The sequence below is a fragment of the Nocardiopsis sp. NPDC055824 genome (assembly GCF_053616335.1).
This window is the reverse complement of record NZ_JBSHDN010000032.1, coordinates 1-25,173: the sequence shown is the minus strand read 5'-3', so window position 1 is coordinate 25,173 and position 25,173 is coordinate 1. Positions and strand designations below refer to the sequence as shown.

The 25,173-nt window shown below is 72.8% G+C and carries 26 protein-coding genes and 2 tRNA genes; 16 read left to right on the top strand and 12 right to left on the bottom strand.

Translation table 11 applies throughout. From position 1 onward, the window contains the following. Positions 1 to 73: 73 nt before the first annotated feature. A complete protein-coding gene (locus ACWGL3_RS09975; protein ID WP_267948015.1) occupies positions 74 to 1,066 on the bottom strand; it encodes an STM4015 family protein in 993 nt (330 codons plus the stop codon). A gap of 40 nt (positions 1,067 to 1,106) precedes the next feature. Further along, complete coding sequence (locus ACWGL3_RS09970) at positions 1,107 to 1,631, bottom strand: MerR family transcriptional regulator (RefSeq protein ID WP_267948016.1); 525 nt, start codon at positions 1,629 to 1,631, stop codon at positions 1,107 to 1,109. A gap of 57 nt (positions 1,632 to 1,688) precedes the next feature. Between ACWGL3_RS09970 and ACWGL3_RS09965 the strand changes: the two genes are divergently transcribed. The 3 genes from ACWGL3_RS09965 (at position 1,689) to ACWGL3_RS09955 (ending at position 4,596) form a co-directional block, all read left to right on the top strand. After that, positions 1,689 to 2,279 (top strand): class I SAM-dependent methyltransferase, encoded by a 591-nt coding sequence (locus ACWGL3_RS09965; protein WP_452461158.1) that lies wholly within the window; start codon positions 1,689 to 1,691, stop codon positions 2,277 to 2,279. Between the two features lie 136 nt (positions 2,280 to 2,415). Then, positions 2,416 to 3,207 carry a class I SAM-dependent methyltransferase gene (locus ACWGL3_RS09960; RefSeq protein ID WP_452461157.1) on the top strand — a complete coding sequence of 264 codons (792 nt, stop codon included), beginning with the start codon at positions 2,416 to 2,418 and terminating at the stop codon, positions 3,205 to 3,207. A gap of 177 nt (positions 3,208 to 3,384) precedes the next feature. Beyond that, complete coding sequence (locus ACWGL3_RS09955) at positions 3,385 to 4,596, top strand: phospholipase D-like domain-containing protein (protein ID WP_267948019.1); 1,212 nt, start codon at positions 3,385 to 3,387, stop codon at positions 4,594 to 4,596. Between the two features lie 103 nt (positions 4,597 to 4,699). On the opposite strand, the gene ACWGL3_RS09950 is transcribed toward ACWGL3_RS09955, so the two are convergent. Further along, complete coding sequence (locus ACWGL3_RS09950; protein ID WP_344183021.1) at positions 4,700 to 4,924, bottom strand: calcium-binding protein; 225 nt, start codon at positions 4,922 to 4,924, stop codon at positions 4,700 to 4,702. Positions 4,925 to 5,344: 420 nt separating this feature from the next. On the opposite strand from ACWGL3_RS09950, the gene ACWGL3_RS09945 reads away from it, so the two are divergent. After that, entirely contained in the window at positions 5,345 to 6,523 is a 1,179-nt protein-coding gene (locus ACWGL3_RS09945; protein ID WP_378554025.1) for a right-handed parallel beta-helix repeat-containing protein, read from the top strand. Between the two features lie 279 nt (positions 6,524 to 6,802). On the opposite strand, the gene ACWGL3_RS09940 is transcribed toward ACWGL3_RS09945, so the two are convergent. Both ACWGL3_RS09940 and ACWGL3_RS09935 read right to left on the bottom strand, forming a co-directional pair. After that, a complete protein-coding gene (locus tag ACWGL3_RS09940) occupies positions 6,803 to 7,387 on the bottom strand; it encodes an SMI1/KNR4 family protein (RefSeq protein ID WP_452461156.1) in 585 nt (194 codons plus the stop codon). Between the two features lie 201 nt (positions 7,388 to 7,588). After that, positions 7,589 to 7,661 (bottom strand) — tRNA-Arg (locus ACWGL3_RS09935). 417 nt (positions 7,662 to 8,078) lie between these two features. Here ACWGL3_RS09935 and ACWGL3_RS09930 point away from each other — a divergent pair. Continuing rightward, entirely contained in the window at positions 8,079 to 9,185 is a 1,107-nt protein-coding gene (locus ACWGL3_RS09930) for a D-alanyl-D-alanine carboxypeptidase family protein (protein ID WP_267948022.1), read from the top strand. A 102-nt stretch (positions 9,186 to 9,287) separates the two neighbouring features. Here the strand turns inward: ACWGL3_RS09930 and ACWGL3_RS09925 are convergent, their stop codons facing one another. The 4 genes from ACWGL3_RS09925 to ACWGL3_RS09910 all read right to left on the bottom strand — a co-directional run bounded on the left by ACWGL3_RS09925 (position 9,288) and on the right by ACWGL3_RS09910 (position 11,932). Beyond that, on the bottom strand, positions 9,288 to 9,692 hold the full coding sequence (locus ACWGL3_RS09925; RefSeq protein ID WP_267948023.1) for an MscL family protein: 405 nt from the start codon (positions 9,690 to 9,692) through the stop codon (positions 9,288 to 9,290). 95 nt (positions 9,693 to 9,787) lie between these two features. Next, positions 9,788 to 10,438 (bottom strand): SAF domain-containing protein, encoded by a 651-nt coding sequence (locus ACWGL3_RS09920; protein ID WP_267948024.1) that lies wholly within the window; start codon positions 10,436 to 10,438, stop codon positions 9,788 to 9,790. 107 nt (positions 10,439 to 10,545) lie between these two features. Continuing rightward, positions 10,546 to 10,926, bottom strand: coding sequence for an FmdB family zinc ribbon protein (locus tag ACWGL3_RS09915; protein WP_267948025.1), 381 nt, complete (start codon positions 10,924 to 10,926; stop codon positions 10,546 to 10,548). A 373-nt stretch (positions 10,927 to 11,299) separates the two neighbouring features. Next, positions 11,300 to 11,932, bottom strand: a complete 633-nt coding sequence (locus ACWGL3_RS09910) for a 5-formyltetrahydrofolate cyclo-ligase (RefSeq protein ID WP_267948026.1) — start codon at positions 11,930 to 11,932, stop codon at positions 11,300 to 11,302. A 204-nt stretch (positions 11,933 to 12,136) separates the two neighbouring features. Between ACWGL3_RS09910 and galU the strand changes: the two genes are divergently transcribed. From galU to ACWGL3_RS09865, 9 genes are all read left to right on the top strand, one after another. Then, positions 12,137 to 13,075, top strand: a complete 939-nt coding sequence (galU, locus tag ACWGL3_RS09905) for a UTP--glucose-1-phosphate uridylyltransferase GalU (protein WP_267948027.1) — start codon at positions 12,137 to 12,139, stop codon at positions 13,073 to 13,075. A 156-nt stretch (positions 13,076 to 13,231) separates the two neighbouring features. Continuing rightward, entirely contained in the window at positions 13,232 to 14,464 is a 1,233-nt protein-coding gene (gene glp / locus ACWGL3_RS09900; protein ID WP_267948028.1) for a molybdotransferase-like divisome protein Glp, read from the top strand. 170 nt (positions 14,465 to 14,634) lie between these two features. Beyond that, complete coding sequence (moaC, locus tag ACWGL3_RS09895; RefSeq protein WP_267948029.1) at positions 14,635 to 15,153, top strand: cyclic pyranopterin monophosphate synthase MoaC; 519 nt, start codon at positions 14,635 to 14,637, stop codon at positions 15,151 to 15,153. Continuing rightward, a complete protein-coding gene (locus tag ACWGL3_RS09890) occupies positions 15,146 to 15,664 on the top strand; it encodes a MogA/MoaB family molybdenum cofactor biosynthesis protein (RefSeq protein ID WP_267948030.1) in 519 nt (172 codons plus the stop codon). The genes moaC and ACWGL3_RS09890 overlap by 8 nt, the downstream gene beginning before the upstream one ends. Positions 15,665 to 15,914: 250 nt before the next feature. Further along, on the top strand, positions 15,915 to 16,622 hold the full coding sequence (locus tag ACWGL3_RS09885; protein ID WP_452461155.1) for a GNAT family N-acetyltransferase: 708 nt from the start codon (positions 15,915 to 15,917) through the stop codon (positions 16,620 to 16,622). A 404-nt stretch (positions 16,623 to 17,026) separates the two neighbouring features. After that, positions 17,027 to 17,680 (top strand): divisome protein SepX/GlpR, encoded by a 654-nt coding sequence (sepX, locus tag ACWGL3_RS09880; protein WP_267948032.1) that lies wholly within the window; start codon positions 17,027 to 17,029, stop codon positions 17,678 to 17,680. A gap of 68 nt (positions 17,681 to 17,748) precedes the next feature. Continuing rightward, positions 17,749 to 17,825: transfer RNA gene (locus ACWGL3_RS09875), tRNA-Ala, on the top strand. Positions 17,826 to 18,213: 388 nt separating this feature from the next. Next, entirely contained in the window at positions 18,214 to 18,843 is a 630-nt protein-coding gene (locus ACWGL3_RS09870; RefSeq protein WP_267948033.1) for a TetR/AcrR family transcriptional regulator, read from the top strand. A 1,217-nt stretch (positions 18,844 to 20,060) separates the two neighbouring features. Then, positions 20,061 to 20,603 (top strand): hypothetical protein, encoded by a 543-nt coding sequence (locus tag ACWGL3_RS09865; RefSeq protein ID WP_267948034.1) that lies wholly within the window; start codon positions 20,061 to 20,063, stop codon positions 20,601 to 20,603. A 35-nt stretch (positions 20,604 to 20,638) separates the two neighbouring features. Here the strand turns inward: ACWGL3_RS09865 and ACWGL3_RS09860 are convergent, their stop codons facing one another. The 3 genes from ACWGL3_RS09860 to ACWGL3_RS09850 form a co-directional block, all read right to left on the bottom strand. Further along, positions 20,639 to 20,947, bottom strand: a complete 309-nt coding sequence (locus tag ACWGL3_RS09860) for a sec-independent translocase (protein ID WP_267948035.1) — start codon at positions 20,945 to 20,947, stop codon at positions 20,639 to 20,641. Positions 20,948 to 21,104: 157 nt separating this feature from the next. After that, positions 21,105 to 21,308, bottom strand: coding sequence for a cold-shock protein (locus tag ACWGL3_RS09855; protein ID WP_267948036.1), 204 nt, complete (start codon positions 21,306 to 21,308; stop codon positions 21,105 to 21,107). Positions 21,309 to 21,615: 307 nt separating this feature from the next. Continuing rightward, complete coding sequence (locus tag ACWGL3_RS09850; protein ID WP_452461154.1) at positions 21,616 to 23,262, bottom strand: dolichyl-phosphate-mannose--protein mannosyltransferase; 1,647 nt, start codon at positions 23,260 to 23,262, stop codon at positions 21,616 to 21,618. A 111-nt stretch (positions 23,263 to 23,373) separates the two neighbouring features. Here ACWGL3_RS09850 and rsmI point away from each other — a divergent pair, with 111 nt between their 5' ends. Together rsmI and ACWGL3_RS09840 are read left to right on the top strand one after the other, a co-directional pair. Continuing rightward, positions 23,374 to 24,249 carry a 16S rRNA (cytidine(1402)-2'-O)-methyltransferase gene (rsmI, locus tag ACWGL3_RS09845; RefSeq protein ID WP_267948038.1) on the top strand — a complete coding sequence of 292 codons (876 nt, stop codon included), beginning with the start codon at positions 23,374 to 23,376 and terminating at the stop codon, positions 24,247 to 24,249. 150 nt (positions 24,250 to 24,399) lie between these two features. Next, positions 24,400 to 25,062, top strand: coding sequence for an AIM24 family protein (locus ACWGL3_RS09840; RefSeq protein WP_267948039.1), 663 nt, complete (start codon positions 24,400 to 24,402; stop codon positions 25,060 to 25,062). The last annotated feature ends 111 nt before the right edge of the window (positions 25,063 to 25,173 follow it).

Sequence of the window (25,173 nt, the reverse complement as noted above, 5' to 3'; positions counted from 1 at the left end):
GTTTCTCCTGCCTGGGATTGCGGACGCCCCTATGTCTAACAGCCTGGTGCGACACCGCCGACGGCGCCTCCGCTCACTCGGAGACCGCCGTGTAGTAGTGGAACTCCCCGTCGTGGGCACGCGGGCTCTGGACATCGGACAGGTCGACCTCCACGCCGGGGAGCGCGGCGCGGAGGCGTTCGGCCGTCCCCTCGGACACGTAGTGGTGGTGCAGGTCGAGCCTCCGCAGGTGCCGGAAGGCGTCGGCGGCGCCGATCAGGGCCTCGGCGCCGGTGTCGGTGAGGGTGCCCAGGGACAGGTCGAGGACGTCCAGGGAGGCGGTCACGGGCGCCCCCGCCAGGACGGCGATCCAGTCGTCGATCCCCTCGGCGTTGCGCAGGCCCAGGTAGCGCAGGGCGGGGAAGGCCCCGCCGGAGAGGACGGGCGCCAGGTCCTGCGGCGTGGTGTCGCACCCGTACGTGTCCACCCCCAGCCACAGCTCCAGGTTCTCCAGGGCGGGCAGGCCGGAGGAGGCGATCCCCCGGCACACCCGCCCGGGCAGGCCGCCGCTCTGGACCGTGAGGGTCCGCAGGCCGGTGTGCTCGGGGAGGTGGAGGTCGAGCCTGCCGCCGCCCACGGAGGTCTCGCCGGTCCCGCGCACGGCCAGCTCCTCCAGCGCGGGGAAGGCCGCGGCCAGGGGGGAGAGGTCGCTCTGCTCGATCCAGGAGATCTCGTTCTCCTCGTAGACGATGTCCCCGAAGAACAGCGCCCGGAGCGACGGGAAGGCCTCCGCGTGGGCGATGAGCAGGTCGCGCGGGACCGTCGACGGCGATTCGGGGCCGTCCCCCCAGGTCCCGATGACGAGCGCCCCCACCCGGGCCGTGTCCACGTCCGCCAGGAAGCGGGCGAAGTACGCGGGGAAGGTCTCCGCCGCCTCGTACGGGTCGGCCCGCAGCCGCCACGCCACCGAACCCGGGTCGGCGAGCGCCGCGGCCAGTTCGCCGGGGGCCGGCTCCTTCGCCTCCGTCGCGGGGAACTCGACCACGGGGAGGTCGGCGTACTCGGTGAGGTGGGTGCTGTTCGGCATCGTCTGCTCCAGGGGCCGGTCCGGGGTTTCGGCACCCGTTCTAGCAGTCCGGGACGACATGCCGCCCGGACCGCGTCCCGGTCCCGGGGCACGGTGTGCCCGCCGGGGGGCGGAGGGCGTCCGGGAGCCTCTCCCGGGGGGTGCGGCCGGGGCCGTGGAGGGCGGGACACGTCGACGACGCCTCCAGCATCTCCCGCATCCGCGGGCACTCCAGAAAGTCCTCGGCGCCGCAGGACACGACGTGCGCCACCATCTCGCGGGCGGCCCGCAGCCGCTCCAGGCGCTCGTCCAGCAGGGCCAGGTGCTCGGCCAGCCGCGCCCGGCGCGACCCGCCGTCCGGGGCGGAGACCACCCCGCGGATCTGGGCGAGGCTCAGCCCCGCCTCCTGGGCCTGCAGGACCAGCGCGACCTGGACGCGCTGTTCCGGCGCGTACCGGCGCCGGTCGCCGGAGCGGCGGGCCGGCTCCAGCACCCCCTCCGCCTCCCAGTGCCGCAGGACGTGGGCGGCCAGGCCGAACTCCCCGGCCAGTTCCCCGATGGACAGCTCCGACGCACTTGACTTCATGTGGACATTAACTTCCAGACTGGAGGTCCGGTCAAGGGCGGGAACGGGGAGGGTGTCATGGACGAGCGGACCGAGCGCGTGCGCGGTGACTGGAACCGGTTGTCGGGGCGGTACGAACAGGGGGCGCGCCTCCAGGAGGCCGTGCTCGGGGGCGTCCGCGCGAGGCTGTGCGCCCCGGCCCAGGGCAGGGTCCTGGAGGTCGCGGTGGGCACGGGCCGGAACCTGGCCCACTACCCCGCCGGAGCGGAGGTCACCGGCGTGGACCTGAGCCCCGCCATGCTGGAGCACGCGCGGGCCCGGGCCTCGGCCCTGGGCGTGGACGCTGTGCTCCGGGAGGGCGACGCCCAGGCGCTCTCCTTCGCGGACGGGGAGTTCGACACCGTCGTGTGCGCGCTCGCCCTGTGCACGATCCCCGACCAGCGCCGGGCCCTGGACGAGATGCACCGGGTGCTCCGGCCCGGCGGGCGCCTGCTGCTGGTCGACCACGTCGACTACACGCGCTGGCCCTTCCGCCTCCGGGAGGCGCGCAAGGAGCACCCGCGGCGGCTCCCGAGGACGGTCGCCGCGGAGGCGGGCTTCACGGTGGACTCCCACGACCGGGTCGCCCTGGGGTTCGTCGAGCTCGTCGCCGCCCACCGGGGGCCCTGACGGGGCGGAGCGGGCCCGCCCCGTGGGACGGGCGGTCCCCCTCGGCCCGCCCCGCGCGGACGGCGCCGCGGCGGTTCCGGGGCCTCACCGGCGCTGCGACGGGACAAGCCCGGGTGGCCGGTGTGACAGTGGTGGCATGGCTACGCACAGCGAACTCCGCGATTTCTGGGAACGCCGGCTCGAAGGCGACTGGACCGAGAGCGGCGTCGGGTACCGGGCCCTCGGAAGGCCCTTCAACACGTGGATGTACCGGGTGCGCGAGGAGGTGTTCCTGCGCGAGGTCGCGGGCCTGCGGCCGCGCGGGGCCGACGTCCTCGACGTCGGCAGCGGCACCGGTTTCTACGTGCGGCTGTGGGACCGGCTGGGCGCGTCCGCGGTCACCGGCTCCGACATGACCGAAGCGGCCGTCGAACGCCTGCGCGAGAGGTTCCCCGAGCACCGGTTCGTCCGCCAGGACGCCTCGGAGCTGGACGCCTTCGAGGACGGCTCCTTCGACGCGGTCTCCTGCATGGACATGCTCTTCCACATCACCGACGACGAGCGCTACACGGCCGCGGTCCGCGAGTTCGCGCGGGTCCTGCGCCCCGGCGGCCTGCTCGTCATCTCCGAGAACTGCCTCCGGCGGCCGGAGCAGCGCGGTGAGCACCAGGTCAACCGGACCCTCGCGTGGATCGCCGGGACCGCGGACAAGGCGGGGTTCGACATCGTGCGCCGCGTCCCGATGCTCGTGCTGATGAACGCCCAGGTCGACGCCGCCCTGCCGTGGCGCAAGGCATGGGGCGGGATCCTGCGCGCCGCCACGGTGACCGCGCCGACCGGCTGGCTCGCGGGCGCCGCCCTCTACCCGCTGGAGCGGCGACTGGTCCGGGGGCGGAAGGAGAGCCCCACCACCGAACTCGTCGCGCTCCGCCTCCGCGAGCGGGCGTGACGCCGATGTGACGGGGGACACGTGCCGACCGTGTGAGGGGGTGGGCGGCGCGCCGGGTTACGGTTGGGGTCCACCTTGTGCCGGATGCGACGGCCTCCGGGGTCGGGCCCCCGGCGCGGCGGCCGGCCTGTTCGGGAGGCGACTTTGCCACGCTCCAGACGTTCCACGCTCAGATCCGTGGTCAAGTGGGGGCTCGTGGGTCTGGTGACCACCCAGGTCGCGGTCGCCGCGACCCTCATGGGGATCAACCACTGGCGCAGGAAGGTGCGGCCGCACCGCGCGAACTTCCCCCGGACCGCCCCCGCCGAACTGCCGGTCGGCGACACCGCCGCCACCGTGTACACCTACGGCGAGGACGTGTTCGAGGACATGCTCGCGGCGATCCGGGGCGCCCGCCGCCGGGTCCTGTTCGAGTCCTACATCATCAAGGACGACCGGGTCGGCCACCGGTTCAAGCAGGCGCTCATCGAGGCGGCCCACCGGGGCGTCGAGGTGTACGTCGTCTACGACGGCTTCGCCAACCTCGTGGTCCCCCGGTCGTTCTACCGCTTCCCCGACAGCGTGAAGGTCCTGCGCTACCCGGCGTTCCGGCCGGGCGTGCTCCTCCTGAACGTCCGCAAGTCCGGCCGCGACCACCGCAAGATCCTCACCGTCGACGGGGAGGTGGGGTTCGTCGGCGGCTACAACGTCGGGTCGCTGTACGCCACCGAGTGGCGCGACACCCACCTCCGGGTGTCCGGCCCGGCGGTGTGGGAGCTGGAGAACGCGTTCGCGGACTTCTGGAACATGAACCGCCGGGGCGGACACCCGGAACTGGTGGGGCTGGGGGAAGCGGAGTGGAACCCGCGGTTCCGTGTGCACCGCAACGTGCCCGAGCAGCTCATCTACCCCATCCGGGCCATGTTCCTGGAGGCCATCGACCGGGCCAAGGACCGGGTGCTGTTCACCCAGGCCTACTTCATCCCCGACCGCGAGCTCCAGCGGGCGCTGATCGACGCCGCCGAGCGCGGGGTCGACGTCAACATCCTCGTCCCGGAGAACTCCAACCACATCATCGCCGACTGGCTGGCCCGCGGGCTGTACTCGGCGCTCCTGGGCGGCGGGGTGCGGCTGTGGCTGTACCAGGACGCCATGGTGCACGCCAAGACGGCGACGGTGGACGGCCGCTGGTCGACGGTCGGCACGGCCAACGTCGACCGGCTGAGCCTGACCGGGAACTACGAGATCAACGTGGAGATCTTCGACGAGCACGTGGCGGCTCACCTGGAGGACGTCTTCGCCAAGGACCTCACCAACTGCCGGGAGCTGACCGCCGAGGAGTGGCGGAGCCGGCCGTTCGCGGCCAAGTTCAGCGAGGTCGTGCTCGCACCCTGGCGCCCGTTCCTCTGAGGGCGCCGCTTCCGGCGGTGGAGGTCCGGCGGATCGGCCGCGGCGCCGCCGCCGTTCCCGTCCCGTCCCGTCCCGAGTCCGTGCGCGGCGCCGGGTGGGCGGGTCAGCCGCGGCGGCGCTTGGGCGGCGGCCCCAGCCTGGTCGTGAAGAAGGGGTCCGGATCCGCCTTCCGGGGCCTGGGGCCGCCCCAGTGCTGCGGACCGGGGTGCGGTGTGCGGTGGAGCGCGTTGGCGATGGCCGAGGCGGATCCGCCCCGCTGCCGGGAGGGCGGGCCGGTCTCCTCGTCCCCGTCCGGCCCCTCGTCGGGGGCGTGGTCCCCGTCTGTCATCCGAATACCCCCCGACCTGCTGTGACGTCTGCTCCGACCGGTCCATCATCGATCGGCGGGGGCGAATTGTCATGCCGACACGGGGGCCGGCGCGCGACCTTCTGCCGGGGGAGGCCGCCCTCCGCCGGGACGGGCGCCGGCGGAGGGGCCGAGCCGGGGGCCGCGGCATGGCGGGCATGTTTCCATAACATGAAATCCGCATGACGGCCAGACCGTTGACACCCCGTGGGCGGCGTTCTACCTTCTGTGCTGAAAGCGCTTTCCAATAGAAGGGAAGACCTCGACCGGCGCCACGGCGGCGGCCGGGGCAGGCGCGACCCGCGCGGCGGACGCGGGCCCCGGCACCCCGGGGACGGTCCGGACGCCGCGGCGGGACGGTTCCACCCCCCTCGGACCCTCGGACGAAGTCGGAGAAGAAGAATGCGAACCAGACCCCTCATCGCGTGCGCCGGCCTGCTGGCGGCGGCGCTCGGCGTCACCTCCGCCGGCGCGGCGCAGGCCGAGCCGACCCCCCTGGCGGACACCGTGCTGTACGCGTCGCCGGACGGCGACGACGGCGCGGGCGGCACGGAGTCGGACCCGACCACCCTGACCTCCGCGATCGACCGCATCAGCGCGGGCGGGACGGTCTACCTGCAGGGCGGCGTCTACGACCTCCCCGACACGGTCACCCTCCCGGAGGGCTCCGGCGGCTCCTCCGGCGCCCCCACCGAGCTCTTCGCCGCCCCCGGTGAGAGCCCCGTCCTGGACTTCTCCGCCCAGAGCGAGGACCCGGCCAACCGGGGGCTCGCCCTGGAGGGCTCCCACTGGCACATCCGCGGGATCGTCGTCCAGAACGCCGGCGACAACGGCATCTTCATCAGCGGGAGCGACAACGTCGTCGAGCGCACGGTGACGCGCTCCAACCGCGACACGGGGCTCCAGATCTCCCGCCGGACCTCCGACACCCCCGAGAGCGAGTGGCCCGCGAACAACCTGGTCGTGAGCACGGTGTCCCACGACAACGTCGACTCCGACGGCGAGGACGCCGACGGCTTCGCGGCCAAGCTCACCTCGGGTCCCGGGAACGTCTTCCGGGACACCGTGGCCCACAACAACATCGACGACGGCTGGGACCTCTACACCAAGTCCGACACCGGCCCCATCGGCGCCGTGACCGTCGAGGACTCCCTCGCCTACGGGAACGGCACCCTCAGCGACGGCTCCCAGGCGGGCGACGGCGACCGCAACGGCTTCAAGCTCGGGGGCGAGGACATCGGGGTGGACCACGTCATCCGGGGCAACATCGCCTACGACAACGGCAAGCACGGGTTCACGTACAACCGCAACGTCGGCTCGATGACGGTGTCGGACAACATCTCCATCGGCAGCGAGGAGCGCAACTTCAACTTCGACGGCGGCTCCTCGGTGTTCCGCGGCAACACCTCGTGCGACAGCGGCTCCAACGACCGGATCATCGGCGACTCCGACGGCTCGAACCAGTTCTGGTCCGGCTCCGACGGCCCCCGGTGCTCGTCCTACGACGGGGACCTGGACTGGTCCTTCGACGACGACGGCACCCTCGTCGTCACCTTCGGCGGCACCCCGGTGACGCGATAGGAGGGGGCCCCGGGCGCGCCGCACCGCCGGATCCCGGCTCTCCGACGGACGCGCGCACCGGCCCCTGAGGCCGCGGACCCGTGCACGCACGCCGGTCCGGCCCCCACCGCCCGTCCGGCGCCCTCCGGGGCGGCCGGACGGGCCTTTCGCCGCACCGCCGCCGCGCGGAGGCGTCCACGCGGGGAAGACGCCCCCGGCGGCGGGGAGAGCGCTTTCCGTCGATCCTCCGGCCGTCGGCCCACACACGGGCGGGCATCGCGGCCCGAGGCCGGGCCCCGGTCAGGAGCCGACGGCGATCCGGTGCGCCTCCGCCACGAGCGCCGCGAAGTCCCCGTACGGTTCGGGGTCCCCGCCGTCGCCGGGCCACCACGTGTAGGCCGTCCACTCGCCGTCACCGTCGGCGCTGTCGGCGTGCAGCAGCCACATGCCGCCGCTGCCCCCGTCGTCGTCGGAGATCAGCAGGCAGCGCTCCAGTACGCGGAGCCGGTCGGCGAAGTGGCCCATGTGCGGTTCCGACCACCAGGAGTAGAGCTGGGGGTCCTCCTCGGGGAACCAGCCGATCCTCTCCACCGGGAGCAGGTCGAAGGTGTAGGCCAGGGTGCTCCAGCCGTTGCTGACCAGGAGGAAGTTCCGGTAGGACGGCGGCAGCGATACGCCCAGGCGCTCCTCCGCGGCGAGGACGGCCTCCTCGGCGGCCGGCTCGTACCCGAGCCAGCGGTTCTCGCGCTGGGCGGGGCTCACCATCCACTCGGCCCTGTCCTCGGCCTCCGCCGTGCGCAGGTAGGCGGAGTCCAGGAACTCGGAACTGTGTTCGTTCAGGAACGCACGCCACCGGGCCGCGGTCCTCGGCGGGGAGGGGTCCATGTCGGTCGTCCTTAGGGGGCTGGGGAGCGGCGACGATTCTCGCACCCCCGCGTCGCCGCCGTGTCTGCCGGACGGGGCGGGAGGAAGCCGCCGTTGCGCGAGGGCCGACAGGGATCCGCGGACCGGGTGGACCGGGATCCGGAGCAGGCCCTGGAAGCGGATCGGGGTCCCTCCCGAAGGAGGGACCCCGATCCACACGTGCGGCCCCAGCAGGATTCGAACCTGCGACACCCGCTTTAGGAGAGCGGTGCTCTATCCCCTGAGCTATGGAGCCATGGGTTCGGCGGAGGTATGCGTTGCCCCGCCGCAGGGCCAAGCCTAACCCAGGATAGAGGTGAATGGGGTGTCGGACCGTGTTCCCGGGGTGTGACTGGGGGACTCTGCGTGCATGGCGGAGTACGCTGACCTACGATTGGTTGTCCTGGCGCGTTGTGACGTTGTTCATGACGCGTGGTGCGTCATGGCCGGATATGTGCGCCGATCGCCCTGAAGGGCGGGTCGGAGTGAGGCCCGCACAGTGATGACCAGGTACTTCACCGACGGCCGGGGAAGACGGCGGCGGGACGGGCGCGAGCCCGCACCGCGTCCGCTTCCTCCGGCGCAACGGTTCCGTGTGTCCGCATGTGGACATGTAGTACGTTCCTTGCGGTCACGGGTAGGTGTTCGAGGAAAAGCAGCCGGAGGATCATTCGTGCCGTTCACTTCTGATCCGGCGCGGCGCAGGTCCCGCGTGCCGGATGGCGGCGGGGCGCTCACCGCGTTCGCGGCGTTCCAGCGTGTCCGTTGCGTCCAGGCGCTGACGCTCGTGCTGGTCACCGCTCTGCTCGTCGTCCCCGTCCACCCTGCCGCGCTGGCGCCGGCCGCGGCCGACCTGGACGAGTTCCGCGAGCGGGCGGAGGCGTCCTCGCAGGAGCTGGAGGAGGCCACCGAGCGCCACGTCGAGCGCCAGGAGGAGTTGGAGTCCGCCCAGGAGGAGCTGGTCTCCACGCTCCACGAGCTCCAGCAGACCGAGCTCGAACTCGGTGAGATGCGCGAGCCCCTGGCCACCCTCGCCAGCACCCTGTACCAGCAGCCCGACGGCGGCCTGCTCACCATGCTGACGTCGGGCACGCTCGACGACGACCTCCAGACGCAGTCCTACGCGGCGAAGATCTCCGAGAACAACCAGGCGCTCATCCAGGACGCCACCGACCTCCGCGAGGAGCAGGTCGAGCTGGCGAGCCAGGCGCAGGAGCTCCAGACCACCACCCAGCTGGAACAGGTGGAGCTCGCGGCGGAGGTCGAGGAGCTGCGCGAGCAGTCCGAGACGAGCATGAACGAGCTCGTCCAGGAGCTGGAGGACCGGGGCATCGACCCGGACGCCTACATGGCCGCCGCGGACTGCGACCCCTCGGCGGCGTCGAGGGCGAACGGCTCGCCCAACGGCCTGCTGCCGTCCGACGCCCTGTGCGACCTGTACGACGACAAGCAGCTGCGCGCCGACGCCGCGGTCGACTTCCTCGAACTCAACATGAGGTACGTGACGGAGTTCGGCGAAAACATCTGCATCACCAGCGCCTACCGCGACCTGCCCAACCAGCACCGCGTCTACGCGCAGGAGCCGCCCGGCTTCGCCGCAGTCCCCGGCACGAGCAACCACGGCCTGGGGCAGGCGATCGACCTGGGCTGCGGGATCCAGAACTTCAGGTCCGAGCGCTGGAACTGGATGGAGGCCAACGGGGCCGACTTCGGCTGGCACCATCCCGCCTGGGCGAAGTCCAGTCCCTTCGAGCCCTGGCACTGGGAGTACAGCAGGTGACCCCCGGGGGCGGCCCGCACGGGCCGCCCCCGACCTGTGTCCGGGCCGTTCACGGCCTCCCGCGCGGCAGGGAGGAGGGACCGTGGCCCGGCCCCGGAACGGTCAGACGGTCTCCGGCACGACCTCGCTCGTGCAGTGGGAGCACCGGGACGCCTTCTTGTCGATGTCGACGCAGCAGTAGGGGCAGGCCCGGGTGGTGGCCTCCTCGGCCTTGACGAACCTCTCCATGAGCTTGCCGAGCGGCAGGACGATCAGGAAGTACAGGACCGCGGCGGTGATCAGGAACGAGATCAGGGCGTCGATGAACGAGCCGTACATGAACCGGCTGCCGTTGATCTCGAAGTAGAGGTCCCCGAAGGTGGGGATGCCGCCGAAGATCCCGATCAGCGGGGTGATGAACCCCTCGGTGAACGCGGTGATGAGGTTGGCGAAGACCGTGCCGATCACGACCGCGACCGCCAGCTGCACCAGGTTTCCCTGGAGCAGGAACTTCTTGAAGCCTTCCATGGAACAGCCCTACGTACTCGATGTGTGTGGGAGAGCCGGGGCGTCCGAGGGGCGCTCACCGGCGCCCGCCAGCTTTCACCACCACACGTCATCGGTCAACCGCGAATGGTGATGGACAGGCGTGACGCCGTGGCGTGCCCCGCCAGGCTCCGGGCCTCCGCGGGCGTCGCGGCGATGAGGATCAGCGCACCTCCCCCGCCGCCCCGGTCGGACTCGGCCGGAAGGGCGAGGACGGGACGGTCGCTGACCACCTCCACGGCGGGCCCCGCGCGCACCGGGGCGAACTCGTCGGGGCTCCCCGCGGCGAGGACGTCCACCCGGCTGCCGGGGGAGAGGAGCCCGACCGCACCGGGGTCGGAGACCCGTACGGGGACGGCCACCAGGCCGGGCCCGTACGGGCCCGCGGGAGGGTCGGAGAGGCGGGCGTCGGTGATCACCTCGCCCCGGCGCACCGGGGACGTGAGGGAGAGGCCCGCCGCCTCCGTGTCGGCCGGGAGCGCGCCGTCCGGCACCGCGTCGGAGGGCAGGGGGCGCGGGGCGAGGTCGCCCGCGGCGAGCGGTGACGTGGCGTCGAGGTCCCTGGCGGCGACGAGGACGAGGCCGGCCGGCTCCGGGGGCGGGCGCACCGCCAGAACGGCGCTGAGGAGCGCGGCGGCCGCGAGGAGGGCGGCGACGACGCGCCGGTGCCGGTCCAGCAGGCGGGTGAGCGCCCGGCGGTGCCGGTAGGGGGGTGGTGCGCTGGTCATGTTCCAACGCTAGGCCGCGGCGGGGCCGTGCGGCCGTTGTCCACAGGCCGGACGTGCCGAGCGCCGCCGAGTGTTCGGCGGCGCTGCGTCGGTCAACGGCCCTGCGGCTAACCTGCCGCGGCGGCGGTGCTGCTGGTCGTGCTGGTGCTGGTGCTCGTGCCGGCGCCGGTGCCCGCCTTGGAGCCCGAGTCGCCGGAGGAGCTCTTGGCGTCCGTGCCGGAGGAGGCGGTGCCGCCGGACTCGGAGGAGCCGGAGTCCTTGCCGTCGCCGGAACCGGCGTTGGACCCGGTCAGGACGGAGCTGTTGGAGGTCTTGCCGCTGTCGGTGCGGTAGAAGCCGGAGCCCTTGAAGACGATTCCCACGGCGGAGTACACCTTGCGCAGGCGTCCCTCGCACTCGGGGCAGACGGTCAGCGCGTCGTCGCTGAAGCTCTGCACGACCTCCATCTGGGCGTCGCACTCGGTGCACGCGTACTGGTACGTAGGCACTGTTCCGGGTCCTCCTTGCTGGCACTCTCGCCCGTTGACTGCTAAATAGTACGCGCTCGCCGACCGGAGCCGCGACAGCACCTCGCGCCGAGCGCGCGGCAGCGGCCCAGGTGCCGGAACGGTGGCGTCGCCGGGGCGCGACCGCCAGGGACAACGCCCGGCCCGGGCGGGATAATCCCCGCCGCCACGGGCCGGGAAGGACGCCCCGGCCGGCTGCCCGGGGCCCTCCCGGACCGCTCCTCCCCGCGAGGGCGCCCCCGGCGGGCGGTCCGCACCCCGTCCGCGGGCCGCCGTCCGTGCTCGGGCCGTCCTTCGGCGGGACCGCCACCCGGCCCGCGCGTCCGCGGGCCGCCGTCCGCGCCGGGGACCCGCGTCACACGGTGTCGTCTCCCCCGGGCCACACCCCGCCCGCGAACACGCGCAGGCCGCCGCCGGGTGTGAGGACGGCGTCCACCGGCCGGTCGTGCGGCTCGGCGGGCAGGGAGTCCACGAGCTCGTCGTCGTGCACCAGGGCGATCGCCGGGGTGTGCGGGCCCTTGTGCGCGAGTGCGCGGTCGTAGCAGCCGGCGCCCCGGCCGAGCCGGTTCCCGTTCCGGTCCACGGCGAGGGCGGGGCAGACCACGGCGTCCGCCCGGGCGAGCGCCCCGGGGCCGTAGCGGTGCCCGGTGGGCTCCACCAGGCCGTGCCCGGCCGGGGCCAGGCCCTCGGGCCCGTCGAAGGCCGCCCAGTCCAGGTCGCCGCCGGGCAGGAACACGGGCAGCAGCACGTACGTGCCGCGCTTCCACAGGGCCGTCACCAGCTTGCGGGTGCCGGGCTCCCCGCCGACGGAGTAGTAGCACGCGACCGTCCCGCCCATGGCGAGCCACGGGACGCCCATCAGGGCGTCCCGGACCGCCGACCCGACCCGCGCGCGCTCCTCCGCGCCCCGGGCCCGCCGCCGGGCGAGGACGTCCCCGCGCAGCCGGGCCTTCTCCGACGGACCGCCGTCACCGCTGCTCCCGCTCATGGGGCCAGTGTGGCAGCGGGACGGACCGGGCGGCGAGGGGGCCGCTCCCGCCGGGGCGGTCCGGGCGCGTCCGGCGGAGCCTGCCCCGGGCGGTGAACGCCCGGTGGCGGTTTGCGCTCCGCCGCCCGAAAGAGCGGGGACTTCTTGGCGCCCGGCCGGGCGTCGGGGCGCCGAGACGGCCGGGGACTGTCCTAAAGTGCCGACATGAACGACGCCACCGAGCAGAAGCGACCCTCCGCGTCCGCGCCCGTCACCAAGGCGGTCGTGCCCGCGGCCGGCCTGGGCACGCGGTTCCTCCCCGCGACCAAGGCCACGCCCAAGGAGATGCTGCCGATCGTGGACAAGCCCGCGATCCAGTACGTCGTGGAGGAGGCGGTCGCCGCCGACCTCAAGGACGTCCTGATGATCACGGGACGCAGCAAGCGCTCCATCGAGGACCACTTCGACAGGGCCTACGAGCTGGAGGAGGCACTGGAGGCCAAGGGCGACGACGCCCGGCTGCGCTCGGTGCGCGAGTCCAGCGACCTCGCCCAGGTCCACTACGTCCGCCAGGGGGAGCCCAGGGGACTCGGCCACGCGGTCCTGTGCGCGGAGGCGCACGTGGGCGACAACCCGTTCGCCGTGCTGCTCGGTGACGACCTCATCGAGTCGGCCGACCTGCTGCGCCGCATGATCGAGGTGCGGGAGAGGCGCGGGGGCAGCGTCGTCGCCCTCATGGAGGTGGAGCCCGAGCAGGTCTCCCTGTACGGGTGCGCGGGCATCGAGCCCACCGACGAGGAGGACGTCGTCGCCGTCACCGACCTGGTCGAGAAGCCCGCGCCGGAGCACGCCCCGAGCCGCTGGGCGATCATCGGCCGCTACGTCTGCGATCCGGCGGTCTTCCCCGTCCTGCACGAGACCCCGCCCGGCCGCGGGGGGGAGATCCAGCTCACCGACGCCCTGCGCGAGCTCGCCCGGCGCAAGCCCGAGGACGGCGGGACCGTGCACGGCGTCCTGTTCCGCGGCCGCCGCTACGACACGGGGAACAAGGCCGACTACATCCGCACGGTGGTGGACTTCGCCTGCCGCCGGCCCGACCTCGCGGACGAGCTCCTGCCGTGGCTGCGCGACTTCGTCGAGCGCCAGGACGCCGGACGCCCCTGACCCGCACCGGGGGCGCCCGCCCGCGGGCCCGGCACGGCCCGGCGGCGCCGGGAGGCCGCGCACACGGGGCCGGACGTGGTGACAATGGGATGCGCATCAACTCCTGAGGGAGGGGAGACGCTCCGCCCCAGGAACCGCGACAACGGAGGAACCCCCGTGAAGAGCGTCGAACAGCACGTCGCCGACGTCCTGGCACTGATCGCCGACCCGCAGCCCACCGAGCTGGACCTGCTCCGGGCACACGGCTCGGTGCTCGCCGAGACCGTCACCTCGCCGGTGTCGCTGCCGGGCTTCGACAACTCGGCCATGGACGGGTACGCCGTGTGCGCCGCCGACCTGGAGCCGGCCACGGCCGACTCCCCGGTCCGCCTGCCGGTGGTCGGCGACATCCCCGCCGGCGACCCCTCCCCCGCGGCGGTCCGCCCGGGCCTGTGCGCGCGCATCATGACCGGTGCTCCGATGCCCTCCGGGGCGGACGCGGTCGTGCCGGTCGAGTGGACCGACGGCGGCGTGGCCACGGTGGCCGTCGACCGCCCGGTCCGCGTCGGCAACGCGGTGCGCCCGGCCGGGGGCGACGTGGTCGAGGGCGCGGTCGTGCTCCGGCCGGGCGGGCGCATCGGCGCGGGGGAGATGGGCGTGCTGGCGGCCGTCGGCCGCCGCTCGGTGTCCGTGTACCCCCGGCCGCGCGTCGTCGTGCTCTCCACCGGTGAGGAGCTGGTCGAGCCGGGGCGCCCGCTCGGGCCCGGCCAGATCTGGGAGTCCAACAGCTTCATGATCGCGGCGGCCGCCCGCGACGCCGGGTGCGAGGTCCACCGCCACGGTTTCGTCGGGGACGACCCCCGGACGGTGCTGGACACGCTGGAGGGCCTGCTGGTGCGGGCCGACATCGTGATCACGACCGGCGGTGTGAGCATGGGCGCGTACGACGTCGTCAAGGAGGTGCTCACGCGGGAGGGCACCGTGGAGTTCACACAGGTGGCGATGCAGCCGGGCAAGCCCCAGGGCTTCGGGGCGATCGGCCCGGACCGGACCCCGATCGTCACCCTCCCGGGCAACCCCGTGAGCGCCTTCGTGTCGTTCCAGATCTTCGTCCTCCCCGCGCTGCGCCGCCTGCGCGGGCTCGACCCCCGGGGGCTGCCGACCGCGCGCGCGGTCCTCACCGCCCCTGTGACCTCGCCGAAGGGCCGCCGCTCCTACCTGCGCGGCGTCCTGGAGGAGTCGCCGCACGGGCGCGAGGCCGCCCCCACGGTGTCCCCGGCCCTGCGCCAGGACTCCCACCAGCTCTCCGCGCTCGCCGGGGCCAACGCGCTGATCGTCGTGCCGGAGGAGACCACGGAGCTGGCCGCGGGCGGAGCCGTCGACGTGGTGCGCCTCCCCGATCCCGCCTGAGGGGCGGCCCGCGCGTCCGGCCTCCCCCGGGTGCGGCGGTCCGGGAGTTCGCGGATCGGTGGGCGGACCGTCGCCGGGGTGCCGTACGGTCGTGGATGGCGCGCCGCGGCGCGCCCGGACACCGCCGTCCCGGCCGTGTTCCGCGTACGAGCGCAGAAGCTGGCGGACCGATGAGCGACACCCCACGGACGGAGGGGGCAGACCACCCCTCCGGCTTCACCCACCTGGACGCCTCCGGCGCGGCGCGCATGGTCGACGTCTCGGAGAAGCGCGTGAGCACGCGCACGGCCACGGCCACCGGCCGCGTCCTGCTCGGCGCGGAGGCGGTCGCCGCCCTGCGCGGGGGGACGGTGCCCAAGGGCGACGCGCTGGCCGTCGCGCGGATCGCGGGCATCCAGGGGGCCAAGCGCACCCCCGACCTGGTGCCGCTGTGCCACCCCATCGCCGTGCACGGCGTGGAGGTGGACCTCGCCGTCGTGGACGAGGGGGTCGACATCAGCGCCACGGTGCGCACGGCCGACCGCACCGGCGTGGAGATGGAGGCGCTCACCTGCGTCATGACCGCGGCCCTCGGCCTGGTCGACATGGTCAAGGCCATCGACCCCGGGGCCGAGGTCACCCGGGTGCGGGTCGAGGAGAAGACCGGCGGGCGCAAGGGCCACTGGAGGCGCGGTGGCGGCGGTGAGTGAGCCGGGGGGCCGTACGCGCCGCGTCGCGGTGGTGACGGCGTCCAACCGGGCGGCGGCCGGGGTCTACCCGGACCGGTCGGGGCCCGTGGTCGCCGACCGGCTGCGCGCCGCGGGCTTCGCGGTCGTCGGTCCGTGGGTGGTTCCGGACGGGGCCCCGGTGGCGGAGGCGATCTCCCGGGCCCTGGACGAGGGGGCCGACGCGGTCGTCACGACCGGAGGCACGGGGCTCACGCCGCAGGACCTCACGCCCCAGGCGACCCGGCCCCTGCTGTCGTACGAGATCCCGGGGATCGCCGAGGCGCTGCGCGCGGCGGGCCGTGACAAGGGCGTGCCCACCGCGATCCTGTCGCGGGGGCTGGCCGGGGTGGCGGAGAGGGGAGGCCACCGGATGCTCGTGGTCAACCTGCCCGGTTCCCGGGGAGGCGCGAACGACGGGATGGACGTGCTGGAGCCGGTGCTCGGCCATGCCTTGGACCAACTGCGTGGCGGAGATCACGCCCGCCCCGAATGACGCCGAACAATGACCGGAATCACAGGCCGGGCATTCCGTCCCTCGATCATTCTTTGACCTTGGATCGCTTTTCGGTGCGTGAGTATTGGAGTTAGGAATCAGCCGATTCCCGCGTTGTGAGAGTGACGCCCGCCACGTCACCCGTGCGGAGTGGAATACTGGAACCCGTCACCGACGCGGGGGGTCCGGCGCCTCCGTCCCCGGTGGCGCGCCCCCGGGCGGTGGCGCCGGGGGGATCGAAGGGACGGTCGTGAATCGCAGACAAGGGTGGCCCGTCACTCTGGAGGAGGGGCCGGTCGCGCTCAGACCCCTGCGGCTCCGCGACGCCGTCGCACTGCGTGACACCCGCTCGCGCAACGAGGAGTGGCTGCGTCCGTGGGAGCCCACGTATCCCGAGATGCCGCTGCGCACCACGGGGCTGGCGCCCTACGTCGCGATGCTCCAGTCCATCCGGAGAGAGGCCAGACAGGGCCTGTCCATGCCGTGGTCGGTGACCTACGACGGCCGGTTCGTCGGCCAGCTCACGGTGGGCGCCATCGTGTGGGGCTCGGCGCGTTCGGCCCAGGTCGGCTACTGGATCGACAGCGCCTACGCAGGCCGGGGCGTCACCCCGACGGCGGTCGCGCTCGCGGTCGACCACGCGTTCTTCGGGGTCGGCCTCCACCGGATCGAGGCCAACATCCGCCCGGAGAACCGGGCGAGCAGGCGGGTGGTCGCCAAGCTGGGGTTCCGGGACGAGGGGGTGCGCAGGCGCCAGCTGCACATCGACGGGGCATGGCGCGACCACATCTGCTACGCGATCACGTCGGAGGAGGTCCCCCAGGGAATGCTGCGCCGCTGGCGCGACGGGTCGTCCTCGGGGTCCGGTTCCGGCCCCGGTTCCGCTTTGGGGTCACAGGGCCCGAACGGCGGCGGAGATCCGCGGGACCCGGCGAGTCCGCAGTCCGGGGCGAACTGAACGTGGCACGATCACGGTTGCGCTCGGCGTCTAAACCTCGCTTTAGCGACATTGACTCATTACTTTGCGTTGAATTGGGACTGCGCTCCGCAGTCAACTACTGACCTGCGTTTTTACCCCCGGGCGTCGGGCGGCCGAAACTGGGGGTCCACAATCTTGCGACACTCCGGTCGGAATGTGGCGCATTTATGGACACGGGGTCGTACCGTGCGGAACATAGACGCATTGACGATGCGGCCAACGCGTGGATATGGCTCCCGGGAATCACCCCGGACCCGAGGCGGGTCCGGAACGATGTCCCAGCGGGAGACGTCTCTACATCCGGGAGGACCGGGGGTACCACGCGACGCGGTGTCGACGACGTGTCGATCAACGTCCAGTGGCCGTCATCGTGAGGAGGGGTGATGAGCAGCTCTCCTCTGTACCTGGCCATCGTGGTGGTGTGGCTCATAGTCCTTGTGCCGATGTTGTTGCGCAAGGACTCCGCGGAGGTCGTCTACGACGAGCAGCGCGGGGACGACGAGGGTCCCGGCGAGCCCGGCGCCGACGGGCCCGGGGAGGACGTCGACGGCCGGGCCGACGACGAAGACCCCGACCTCACCGAGACCCAGGTCATCCACCGGGACGACCTGGAGCCCGATCCCGGGGTGCGCGGCGCGCAGGAGATCGACCGGGCCCGGGAGCAGTACCGGGCCGGCCGCGAGCCGCGTGCGCGGGTGATCGCCCGCCGCCGGCGCCGCACCAGCGTGCTCACGCTGGTGACCGTCGCCACGGCCGCCGCCGTCTCGCTGGGGCTGGGGCCGTGGTGGGTGATCGCCCCGCCGGTGCTCCTGCTCTCCGGGCACCTGATCCTCCTCCGGGAGGCGGCCAAGGCCGACGCCGAGCAGCGGGAGGCGGCCGCGCGGGCCCGCCGCAGGGCCGTGCTCCGCGCCCGCAGGGCCGAGGAGGAGCAGCGCGTCGACGCCGAGCGCGAGGCCAAGGTCATCGCCCTCCAGGAGCGGCGCAGCCAGGTGTACGACCAGTACGCGGACGCGCGTCTGCGAGCCGCCGGGGACTGACCCCGGCCCGGGGTGGAACGGTCGGTTCGGACCACCCCGGGATTCCTGCTATCGTTTAACTCGTCTTCGGGGCTATGGCGCAGTCCGGTAGCGCACCTCGTTCGCATCGAGGGGGTCTGGGGTTCAAATCCCCATAGCTCCACCAGAAGACCAGGCGGGTCACGTCCTTCGGGACGGGCCCGCCTGGATTTTTTTCGCGGCCCGACCGAGGGCGCGTCGAGGGGCCGCCGCCGCGGCCCCTCCGGTGTGTCCGGGGCGCCCGCGGCCGCCGCTGGACGGGAGAGGCGGAAGGGGCCCGCGCCCGGTCGGACGCGGACCCCTTGCCGTGCGGCCCCGGACCGAGGGGCACTGCTCTTCCCTGCGGCGGGCGGTCGTTTCCGGACCGGAGCCCCGAGTTTCACCGGCGAAGTGTCCATCCCCTGAGACGGGGCGGGCCGGTGCCCCACAGACTACCCCCGGGCTCCCGGGGGGTTTCCCGGCAGGAGCCGCCCGTCATCTTCACGCCGGAAACTTACCGGCGTACAGTTCGAGTCATGGCAGACGGATACCACCACGGAAACCTGCGGGCCGCCGTCCTGGAACGGGCCGCGGAGGTCATCGAGAGGGAGGGGCCCTACTCCTTCAGCCTGCGCTCGCTCGCGGCCGACCTCGGGGTGAGCCACACGGCCCCGCGACACCACTTCGGGAGCCGCGAGGGCGTGCTCAACGCCCTGGCCGTCGAGGGGTTCCGGGACCTCGCCGCGCGGCTGAGGGCCGACCGGGAGGCCGGTGGAGGGTTCCTGGAGGCGGGGGTCGAGTACGTGCGGTTCGCCACGGACCGCCCGGCCCACTTCCAGGTGATGTTCGCGCCCACCCTGCTGGGCGAGGGCGACGAGGAGCTGGAGGCCGCGCGCGAGGCGGCGTTCGCCGAGCTCCAGGGCGGTGTGAGGTCACTGGCCGAGGAGGGGCGCCCCGTCGAGGACGGCGCCGCGGCCGTGGTCGCCGGCTGGGCGATCGTGCACGGCATCGCGACCCTCGCCCTCACCGGCAACCTCGACAGGTCCGGCGTCCGGCGGCTGTTCGAGGACACCGACCTGCTCACCATCACACGCCGGAGCGCGGGGCTCCTGTTCGGCCCGGTGTCCGGCCCCTCGGGGGGAGTGCCGGGAACCGGGTCCGGCTGATCCCGCCGGACGCGGTTCCGCGGCCGTTGCCGGCCCCTGCTGCGGCGACCGCGCCGGGCCCGGTCCCGGCACCGGCGGAACGGCGCCCCGGCGGCCGCGGGCGGGCTCCGCGGCCCGGGTGACGGGAGGCGGACGCCCCGGCGCCCCTGCGGGGCGCCGGAGGGGCACTGAGGGGCATCGGGGGGCGCTGGGACCCCGGGTCGAGGACGCCGACCGCGGGCTCCGGAGGCGGCTCCTCCGGGGCGCCCGGCGTCCGGCGGGACCGCGCGGGCCGCGGGCGCCGGGCCCGCGTGCGGGAGCCCCCGGCGGGGGACCCGCGGTCCTCCCGTCCCCTCCGCTCCCGACCCCTCGGGGCGGGGGCCCGGCGCTCCCCGGGGGAGGCCGCCCCCGGGGCGGCGGACCAGAAGGGGCTGGTGGTTATGAGCCTTAGCGGGTGACCGAAACTCGGCGCCGAGATCCGATCGTCGGACGGTCGTCGCCCGGCGTGCCAGGGAGTCCATGACGCGCTGTCACCGTCAGGGGTGACGAGTTCGCGGTGAAAAGATGTGGATACCTCCGTTTTCTGGCACTCTGTCCGTGAGATCCTGGATGGTGTCCGCCCGTCACCCTGCGGATTTCGGGGGGAGTCGGTCGAAGAATAGCTCCGGTCTTCACTCGGAGTTCACGTTCGCCACTGTCGCTCTCTGTTATCCGTGTGGAATGTATTTTGCGGATGGGTGGGCTTGTTTTGGCAGGTCGTGGGGCAGGGTGAGTGTCATGTACATGAATAGCAGCCCCTCTGAACTGCGAAGACGCGTCGAGGTCGTTTATGTGGAAGGTGAGCACGGTGATTTTTCCGGTCCCCGTGTCGTAAAACGATGAATGTTTCACTCCGGGTCTTGCGTGAACAGAGCACCCCACGACATCGTGGTCGTGGGATGGGCTGGAAGCCAAACGAAAGGTAGATGCCATGACCACGCACGCGATGACCGTCCGTAACAACGGGTGGTCCTGGCTGTAACCAGTCCGCCGAACGGGTTTCACTGAACCCCGAAGCCCGGGCCTGTCCGATCCATGATCGGGTGGGCCCTTCGTCCTTCCGGCGCCCGGTCGGCCCCGCTCCGCCGGCCGACGGTTCGCGGCGCGCTGATTTGACGGCGGACCGCACCGGGTAGGGACACGGACACGACCCCCGGTCCGGCCAGGGCCGGGTCCCGCCAACCGTGAAGGGGCGGACCGTGCCCGATTCCCCCCAGCCCCCCGGCGGCTACGAGTACCCGGAGGAACCGGCTCCGGCCGGAGGGTACGAGCCGCCCGGCCCCCGGCCCGAACCCCCGCAGCCGCCTCCGGAGACCACGGTCCGACCGGCCGGGGACGAGGAGGGCGGGCCGTTGGCCGCGGCGGAGCGCTTCCGGCGCACCACGCCGGCCCGCCTCAGGACGATCCCGGCGCACAGGAGCGGGGGCCACTGGCGGCTGCTCGCCGGGACGCTCACCTACGTGATGGTGGTCGGGGGGATGGCCGACTACGTCGAGCCGGAGACCCGCGCCTTCGCCCACCTGGTGTTCTGGCTGCTCATCGCGGTCGCGTTCGCGGTCACCGTCGTGCGTGAGCGCCGCCACGGGTGGGACCCCGCGCCGCGCTGGCCGTGGGCGGCGGGCGCCGTCGGGGGCGCGCTCGCGGTGGAGGTGCTCATCCTGGCGTTCGGCTCACCGGCGATCATCACCGGCTCGGTGATCCTGCTCGGCCTGGGCCTGTTCGTGCTCATGCTCGTGGGGTGAGGGCGCGGGGAGGGCCGGCTGCGGAGCGGACGGGGTCAGGTGGCCTCGTCGTCGAAGGGCGGGCGCTTGCCGTTGAGGCGCGCCGCGGGCTTCCTCTCCTGCTCCTCTTCCTCCCAGAAGTGCTTCTGCACGAAGCGCTTGGGGTTGAGGTCCTGGACGTCGAAGTCCTTGAACTCCGGGCCCAGCCCCTCCTTGATGTCGTTGGACGCCGAGTTGGCCATGGTCCGCAGTTGTCTCAGGACCCGCCCGACCTGCTGGGCGGCCTTCGGCAGCTGGTCGGGCCCGAAGATCAGCAGCGCGAGAAGGAGGAGGATGACGAACTCCACCCCGCTGATGTTGAACATGCGCGACCCTCGTCCCTCGGTGTACCTACCGGCCCCATGCAGGTTAACCGGTATCAGCCGGGTGCGGTAACCCTGCCCCGGTCACACCTGGGAGACGGAACGCGGACCAGCCCCCCACTCGGAGAGCGGAGGGCTGGGGAAACGCACGTGCGGCGGTCTAGATCGCTCGAACGTCCGCCGCCTGCGGGCCCTTCGGGCCCTGGATGATGTCGAACTCGACCTTCTGGTCCTCTTCCAGGTTCCGGAAGCCGGTGCCCGTGATCGCCGAATAGTGCACGAACACGTCGGGCTGACCACCCTCGACGGCGATGAACCCGAAACCCTTCTCAGAGTTGAACCACTTCACGGTGCCCTGAGCCATGTGCTCTCCCTTGGGGACTACGGCGGGGCCGCACCCTGCTGGCCCCGGGTCGCCGGGCGCCGAACCGACGAGTAATCCCCGTATCGACGAGCGCCCACGTGAAGTTCCGCGAGGCGCCTCGGGCATCCATGGAAACTACAACAGCAACCAGTTGCAGACAGTACCAGGGAGGGTGGTGCCGTGCCGAGCCTTTCGCGGCAGGAATCCGCCCTTCCCCGGTGTCCTGTTTCGGCTACTGGAAACTGTTGCTTTCCGCTCTCTCTGCCACTAATGGAGATCGGCGGAATGCGTGTTCTCCACCGGTGGTTCAGGAAGCGTCGTTGCCGTAGATCCACACGTCGAACCAGAGGCGTTCCCGCCAGACCGACTCCTCGATCGGATAGGCGGCCAACACCGGATAGAAGTACGCGAAGTAGGCGACGATCAACAACAGGACGACGCCGTAGACGATGCCTCCGCCCGCCCTCAGATAGGGGGCGAAACGCGGGCTGTCGTCCCCTGCCCCCATCACCAGGCCGAGCGCAAGCACGATCGCCAGGACGAGGAAGGGCAGGAGCGGGAGCGCGTAGAAGAGGAACATGGGGCGGTCCGGGTAGGCGAACCACGGCAGCCACCCCGCGGCGACGGCCAGCAGCACCGCGCCCGCGCGCCAGTCGCGGAAGGTCACCCACCAGGCGAACATGACGACCAGGGCGAGCAGGCTGACCCACCAGATGATCGGCGTGCCGATCGACACGACCGAGGTCACGCAGTTGCCGGTCCCGCAGCCGACGGCCTCGCCGTTGTAGTGGAACATCACCGGTGTGCGCATGACGAGCCACTCCCACGGAGCGGAGATGTAGGAGTGGTCGCTGGTGAGCTCGGTGTGGAACCCCATCATCCGCCGGTGGTAGTCCCACAGGCTCCACAGCGCCTCCACCGGGGCGTGCAGGAACCCGGGGACCACGTCCGGCAGCATCCCGTCCGCGTAGTCGCGGTTGTAGCCGCCCCGCGTGAACAGCCAGCCCGACCACGAGACCAGGTAGACGACCCCCGCCACCACCACGGTCTGGAGGAACGCCGGCACGGCGTCGGTCCCGAGCCAGCGCCAGAACGGGCGCACCTGGCCGACGCTGGACCGCGCCCCGTAGTCCCACGCCACCGTGAGCAGTCCGAACGCCGCCACGAAGAACAGCGCCGACCACTTGGTGCCGATCGCCAGCCCGAAGCACAGCCCCGCCGCGAGCCGCCACCAGCGCATCCCCAGCCAGCCCACCGCCGCCAGGTCCGCCCCCGCCTCCGACAGCCGGACGAGCCGCTCCCGCGTCCTGTCCCGGTCGATGACCAGGCAGGTGAACCCGGCGAGGATCCACAGGGTGAGGAAGATGTCCACCATGGCGATGCGGCTCAGCGTGAAGTGCAGGCCGTCCAGCGCCATGATCAGGCCCGCCGTGCAGCCCAGCAGCAGCGACCGGGTCATGCGGGTGGCCAGGCGCACCAGGACGAGGACCGAGACCGTGCCGGCCAGGGCCGCGGCGAACCGCCACCCCTCCGGGGTCATCGTGGCGCCGAACGGGAACAGCGACCAGACCCAGTCGCCCAGGGCGATCATCCACTTGCCGACCGGGGGGTGGACGATGAAGTCGCCGCCTCCCGCGAAGATGTCCTGGCTGCCGCTGTTGAGGAGGTCGTCGGCCTCGATCGGCTCCTCGCGGGTCTCGTGCTCGTAGCCGTACCGCCAGAGCCCGTAGGCGTCCTTGGCGTAGTAGGTCTCGTCGAAGTAGATCCGCTCGGGCTGCCCCAGGTTGAAGAGCCTGAGCGCCCCGGCGAACAGCGCGACGAGGGAGGCCCCCAGCCAGGCCAGCCACCAGGGGGAGGGATCGGCGGGCAGGAACCGTGCGCGCAGCGGGACCCTGCGGGGCGGAGAGGGCGGCGTCGAGGGCTCTGCCTCGGAGGAAAGTGCGGTGGAGGTCATCTCGGCTCGTAGGTTGGGGTCGGAGATGGTTGTCCATTGCGGACGTACCACGAAACCAGGTTTCGGGTGGCGTGATAGAGCCAACCGTAGCGTGACAGGACGGGGATCACAGTGGTTGAGGGCGGAGCTGCGACGCGGAGGGTCGGGACCCTGACTCTCGCCGGGTTGCCCATCGGGAACGTGGAGGACGCGCCGCCCCGGCTGCTCCGGGCCCTGGGGGAGGCACGTGTCATCGCGGCCGAGGACACCCGCAGGCTACGCCAGTTCGCCTCGCGTGCGGATGTGCGCCTGGGCGGGGCCGAGGGGGCCCGCGTGGTGTCGTACTACGACGCCAACGAGGCGAGGCGCACCGACGAGCTGATGACCGACCTGAGGGAGGGCCGCGACGTCATCGTCGTGACCGACGCGGGGATGCCGGGGGTCTCCGATCCCGGCTACCGGCTCGCCGCCGCCTGCGCCGAGGAGGACATCCCCGTCACGGCCATCCCCGGGCCCTCCGCCGTCACCACCGCGCTCGTCGTGTCCGGGCTGCCGACCGACCGCTTCTGCTTCGAGGGCTTCCCGCCCCGCAAGGGGCTCCGCGGGTACCTGGCCGACCTGGCGGCGGAGCGCCGCACCATGGTGTTCTTCGAGAGCCCGCACCGCGTCGCCGCGACCCTGGGGGCGATGGCGGACGCGTTCGGCGCCGACCGCAGGGCCGCCGTCTGCCGGGAGCTGACCAAGACCTACGAGGAGGTGCGCCGGGGCGGGCTCGGGGAGCTGGCGGCCTGGGCGGCCGACGGGGTGCGGGGCGAGGTCTCCGTCGTGGTGGAGGGGGCCCGCGGGCGCGCGGGGGAGGCGACGGACGAGGAGCTGGCCGGCGCCGTCGCCGCTCTGGAGGAGGAGGGCGTGCGCCGCAAGGAGGCGATCACCCGCGTGGCCAAGGAGACGGGCGTGCCCAAGCGCCGGGTCTACGACCTCGTGCACGGGATCGTCGCTGCCGACTGACCCCGCGCCCCGCCCCGCGCTTCCCCCGGCCCCGGGGGAAGCGGGGGCACAGGCGGACGGAGCCCGGGAGAACAGGGGCGGCACGCGGAACCTTTCCGCGTCCGGAGCGTCTCACCAGGAGCACACGTGACCGTCGATCGAGGATCGTTCATGAGAAGTCAGCTCTTCCAGCAGGCCCAGGAGAACACCCAGCCTGGCATGCACCTCCAGAACCACAAGATGCTCCGTGTGGGCCTCAACGGCGAGTTCTACGCCCGCCAGGGCGCCATGGTCGCCTACCAGGGGCAGGTCGACTTCTCCTACGAGGGGGCGGGGGGCGTCGGCAAGTTCTTCAAGAAGGCCTTCACGGGCGAGGGCCTGCCGCTGATGAAGGTCTCCGGCCGCGGGGACGTGTTCCTCGCCCGCGACGCCTGGGACGTCCACCTGATCGACCTGGAGGACGAGCAGCTCACCGTGAACGGTCAGAACGTGCTGGCCTTCGAGGGGGGTCTGAGCTGGGACATCCGCCGGGTCGAGGGGGCCGGGATAGCGGCCGGCGGCCTGTTCAACACGGTCTTCGGCGGGCGTGGCCGCGTGGCCGTCGCCTGCCACGGCGCTCCCGTGCTGATCAACGTCGACCAGCCCACCTTCGTCGACACCGACTCCGCCGTGGCCTGGTCCAGCACTCTGCGCACCGGCGTGCGCCGCACGATGAAGGCCGGGGCGCTGATCGGCCGCGGCAGCGGCGAGGCGGTCCAGCTGTCCTTCGAGGGGCAGGGCTTCGTCCTCGTGCAGGCCTCCGAGGGGCCGCCGGCGCCCGTCGCCGCCGGCTGATCCGCCGCCCGTCCGGGCGGGGAACGGCGAGACGATCCGCGCGGGCCGCCCCAGCACCTCCGGGTGCGCGGTCGGATCGCGGTCGTACGCCACCAGGTCGGCCGGTGCCCC

What these genes read in the sequence shown, in the direction of transcription:
- ACWGL3_RS09965 (WP_452461158.1), top strand. Translation starts at nt 1,689, where the DNA reads ATGGACGAGCGGACCGAGCGCGTGCGCGGTGACTGGAACCGGTTGTCG.
- sepX (WP_267948032.1), top strand. Translation starts at nt 17,027, where the DNA reads ATGAGCAGCTCTCCTCTGTACCTGGCCATCGTGGTGGTGTGGCTCATA.
- ACWGL3_RS09950 (WP_344183021.1), bottom strand. Translation starts at nt 4,924, where the DNA reads ATGACAGACGGGGACCACGCCCCCGACGAGGGGCCGGACGGGGACGAG.
- ACWGL3_RS09850 (WP_452461154.1), bottom strand. Translation starts at nt 23,262, where the DNA reads ATGACCTCCACCGCACTTTCCTCCGAGGCAGAGCCCTCGACGCCGCCC.
- ACWGL3_RS09855 (WP_267948036.1), bottom strand. Translation starts at nt 21,308, where the DNA reads ATGGCTCAGGGCACCGTGAAGTGGTTCAACTCTGAGAAGGGTTTCGGG.
- moaC (WP_267948029.1), top strand. Translation starts at nt 14,635, where the DNA reads ATGAGCGACACCCCACGGACGGAGGGGGCAGACCACCCCTCCGGCTTC.
- ACWGL3_RS09860 (WP_267948035.1), bottom strand. Translation starts at nt 20,947, where the DNA reads ATGTTCAACATCAGCGGGGTGGAGTTCGTCATCCTCCTCCTTCTCGCG.
- ACWGL3_RS09970 (WP_267948016.1), bottom strand. Translation starts at nt 1,631, where the DNA reads ATGAAGTCAAGTGCGTCGGAGCTGTCCATCGGGGAACTGGCCGGGGAG.
- ACWGL3_RS09920 (WP_267948024.1), bottom strand. Translation starts at nt 10,438, where the DNA reads ATGACCAGCGCACCACCCCCCTACCGGCACCGCCGGGCGCTCACCCGC.
- ACWGL3_RS09910 (WP_267948026.1), bottom strand. Translation starts at nt 11,932, where the DNA reads ATGAGCGGGAGCAGCGGTGACGGCGGTCCGTCGGAGAAGGCCCGGCTG.
- ACWGL3_RS09925 (WP_267948023.1), bottom strand. Translation starts at nt 9,692, where the DNA reads ATGGAAGGCTTCAAGAAGTTCCTGCTCCAGGGAAACCTGGTGCAGCTG.
- ACWGL3_RS09975 (WP_267948015.1), bottom strand. Translation starts at nt 1,066, where the DNA reads ATGCCGAACAGCACCCACCTCACCGAGTACGCCGACCTCCCCGTGGTC.
- ACWGL3_RS09870 (WP_267948033.1), top strand. Translation starts at nt 18,214, where the DNA reads ATGGCAGACGGATACCACCACGGAAACCTGCGGGCCGCCGTCCTGGAA.
- ACWGL3_RS09940 (WP_452461156.1), bottom strand. Translation starts at nt 7,387, where the DNA reads ATGGACCCCTCCCCGCCGAGGACCGCGGCCCGGTGGCGTGCGTTCCTG.
- ACWGL3_RS09960 (WP_452461157.1), top strand. Translation starts at nt 2,416, where the DNA reads ATGGCTACGCACAGCGAACTCCGCGATTTCTGGGAACGCCGGCTCGAA.
- ACWGL3_RS09840 (WP_267948039.1), top strand. Translation starts at nt 24,400, where the DNA reads ATGAGAAGTCAGCTCTTCCAGCAGGCCCAGGAGAACACCCAGCCTGGC.
- galU (WP_267948027.1), top strand. Translation starts at nt 12,137, where the DNA reads ATGAACGACGCCACCGAGCAGAAGCGACCCTCCGCGTCCGCGCCCGTC.
- ACWGL3_RS09945 (WP_378554025.1), top strand. Translation starts at nt 5,345, where the DNA reads ATGCGAACCAGACCCCTCATCGCGTGCGCCGGCCTGCTGGCGGCGGCG.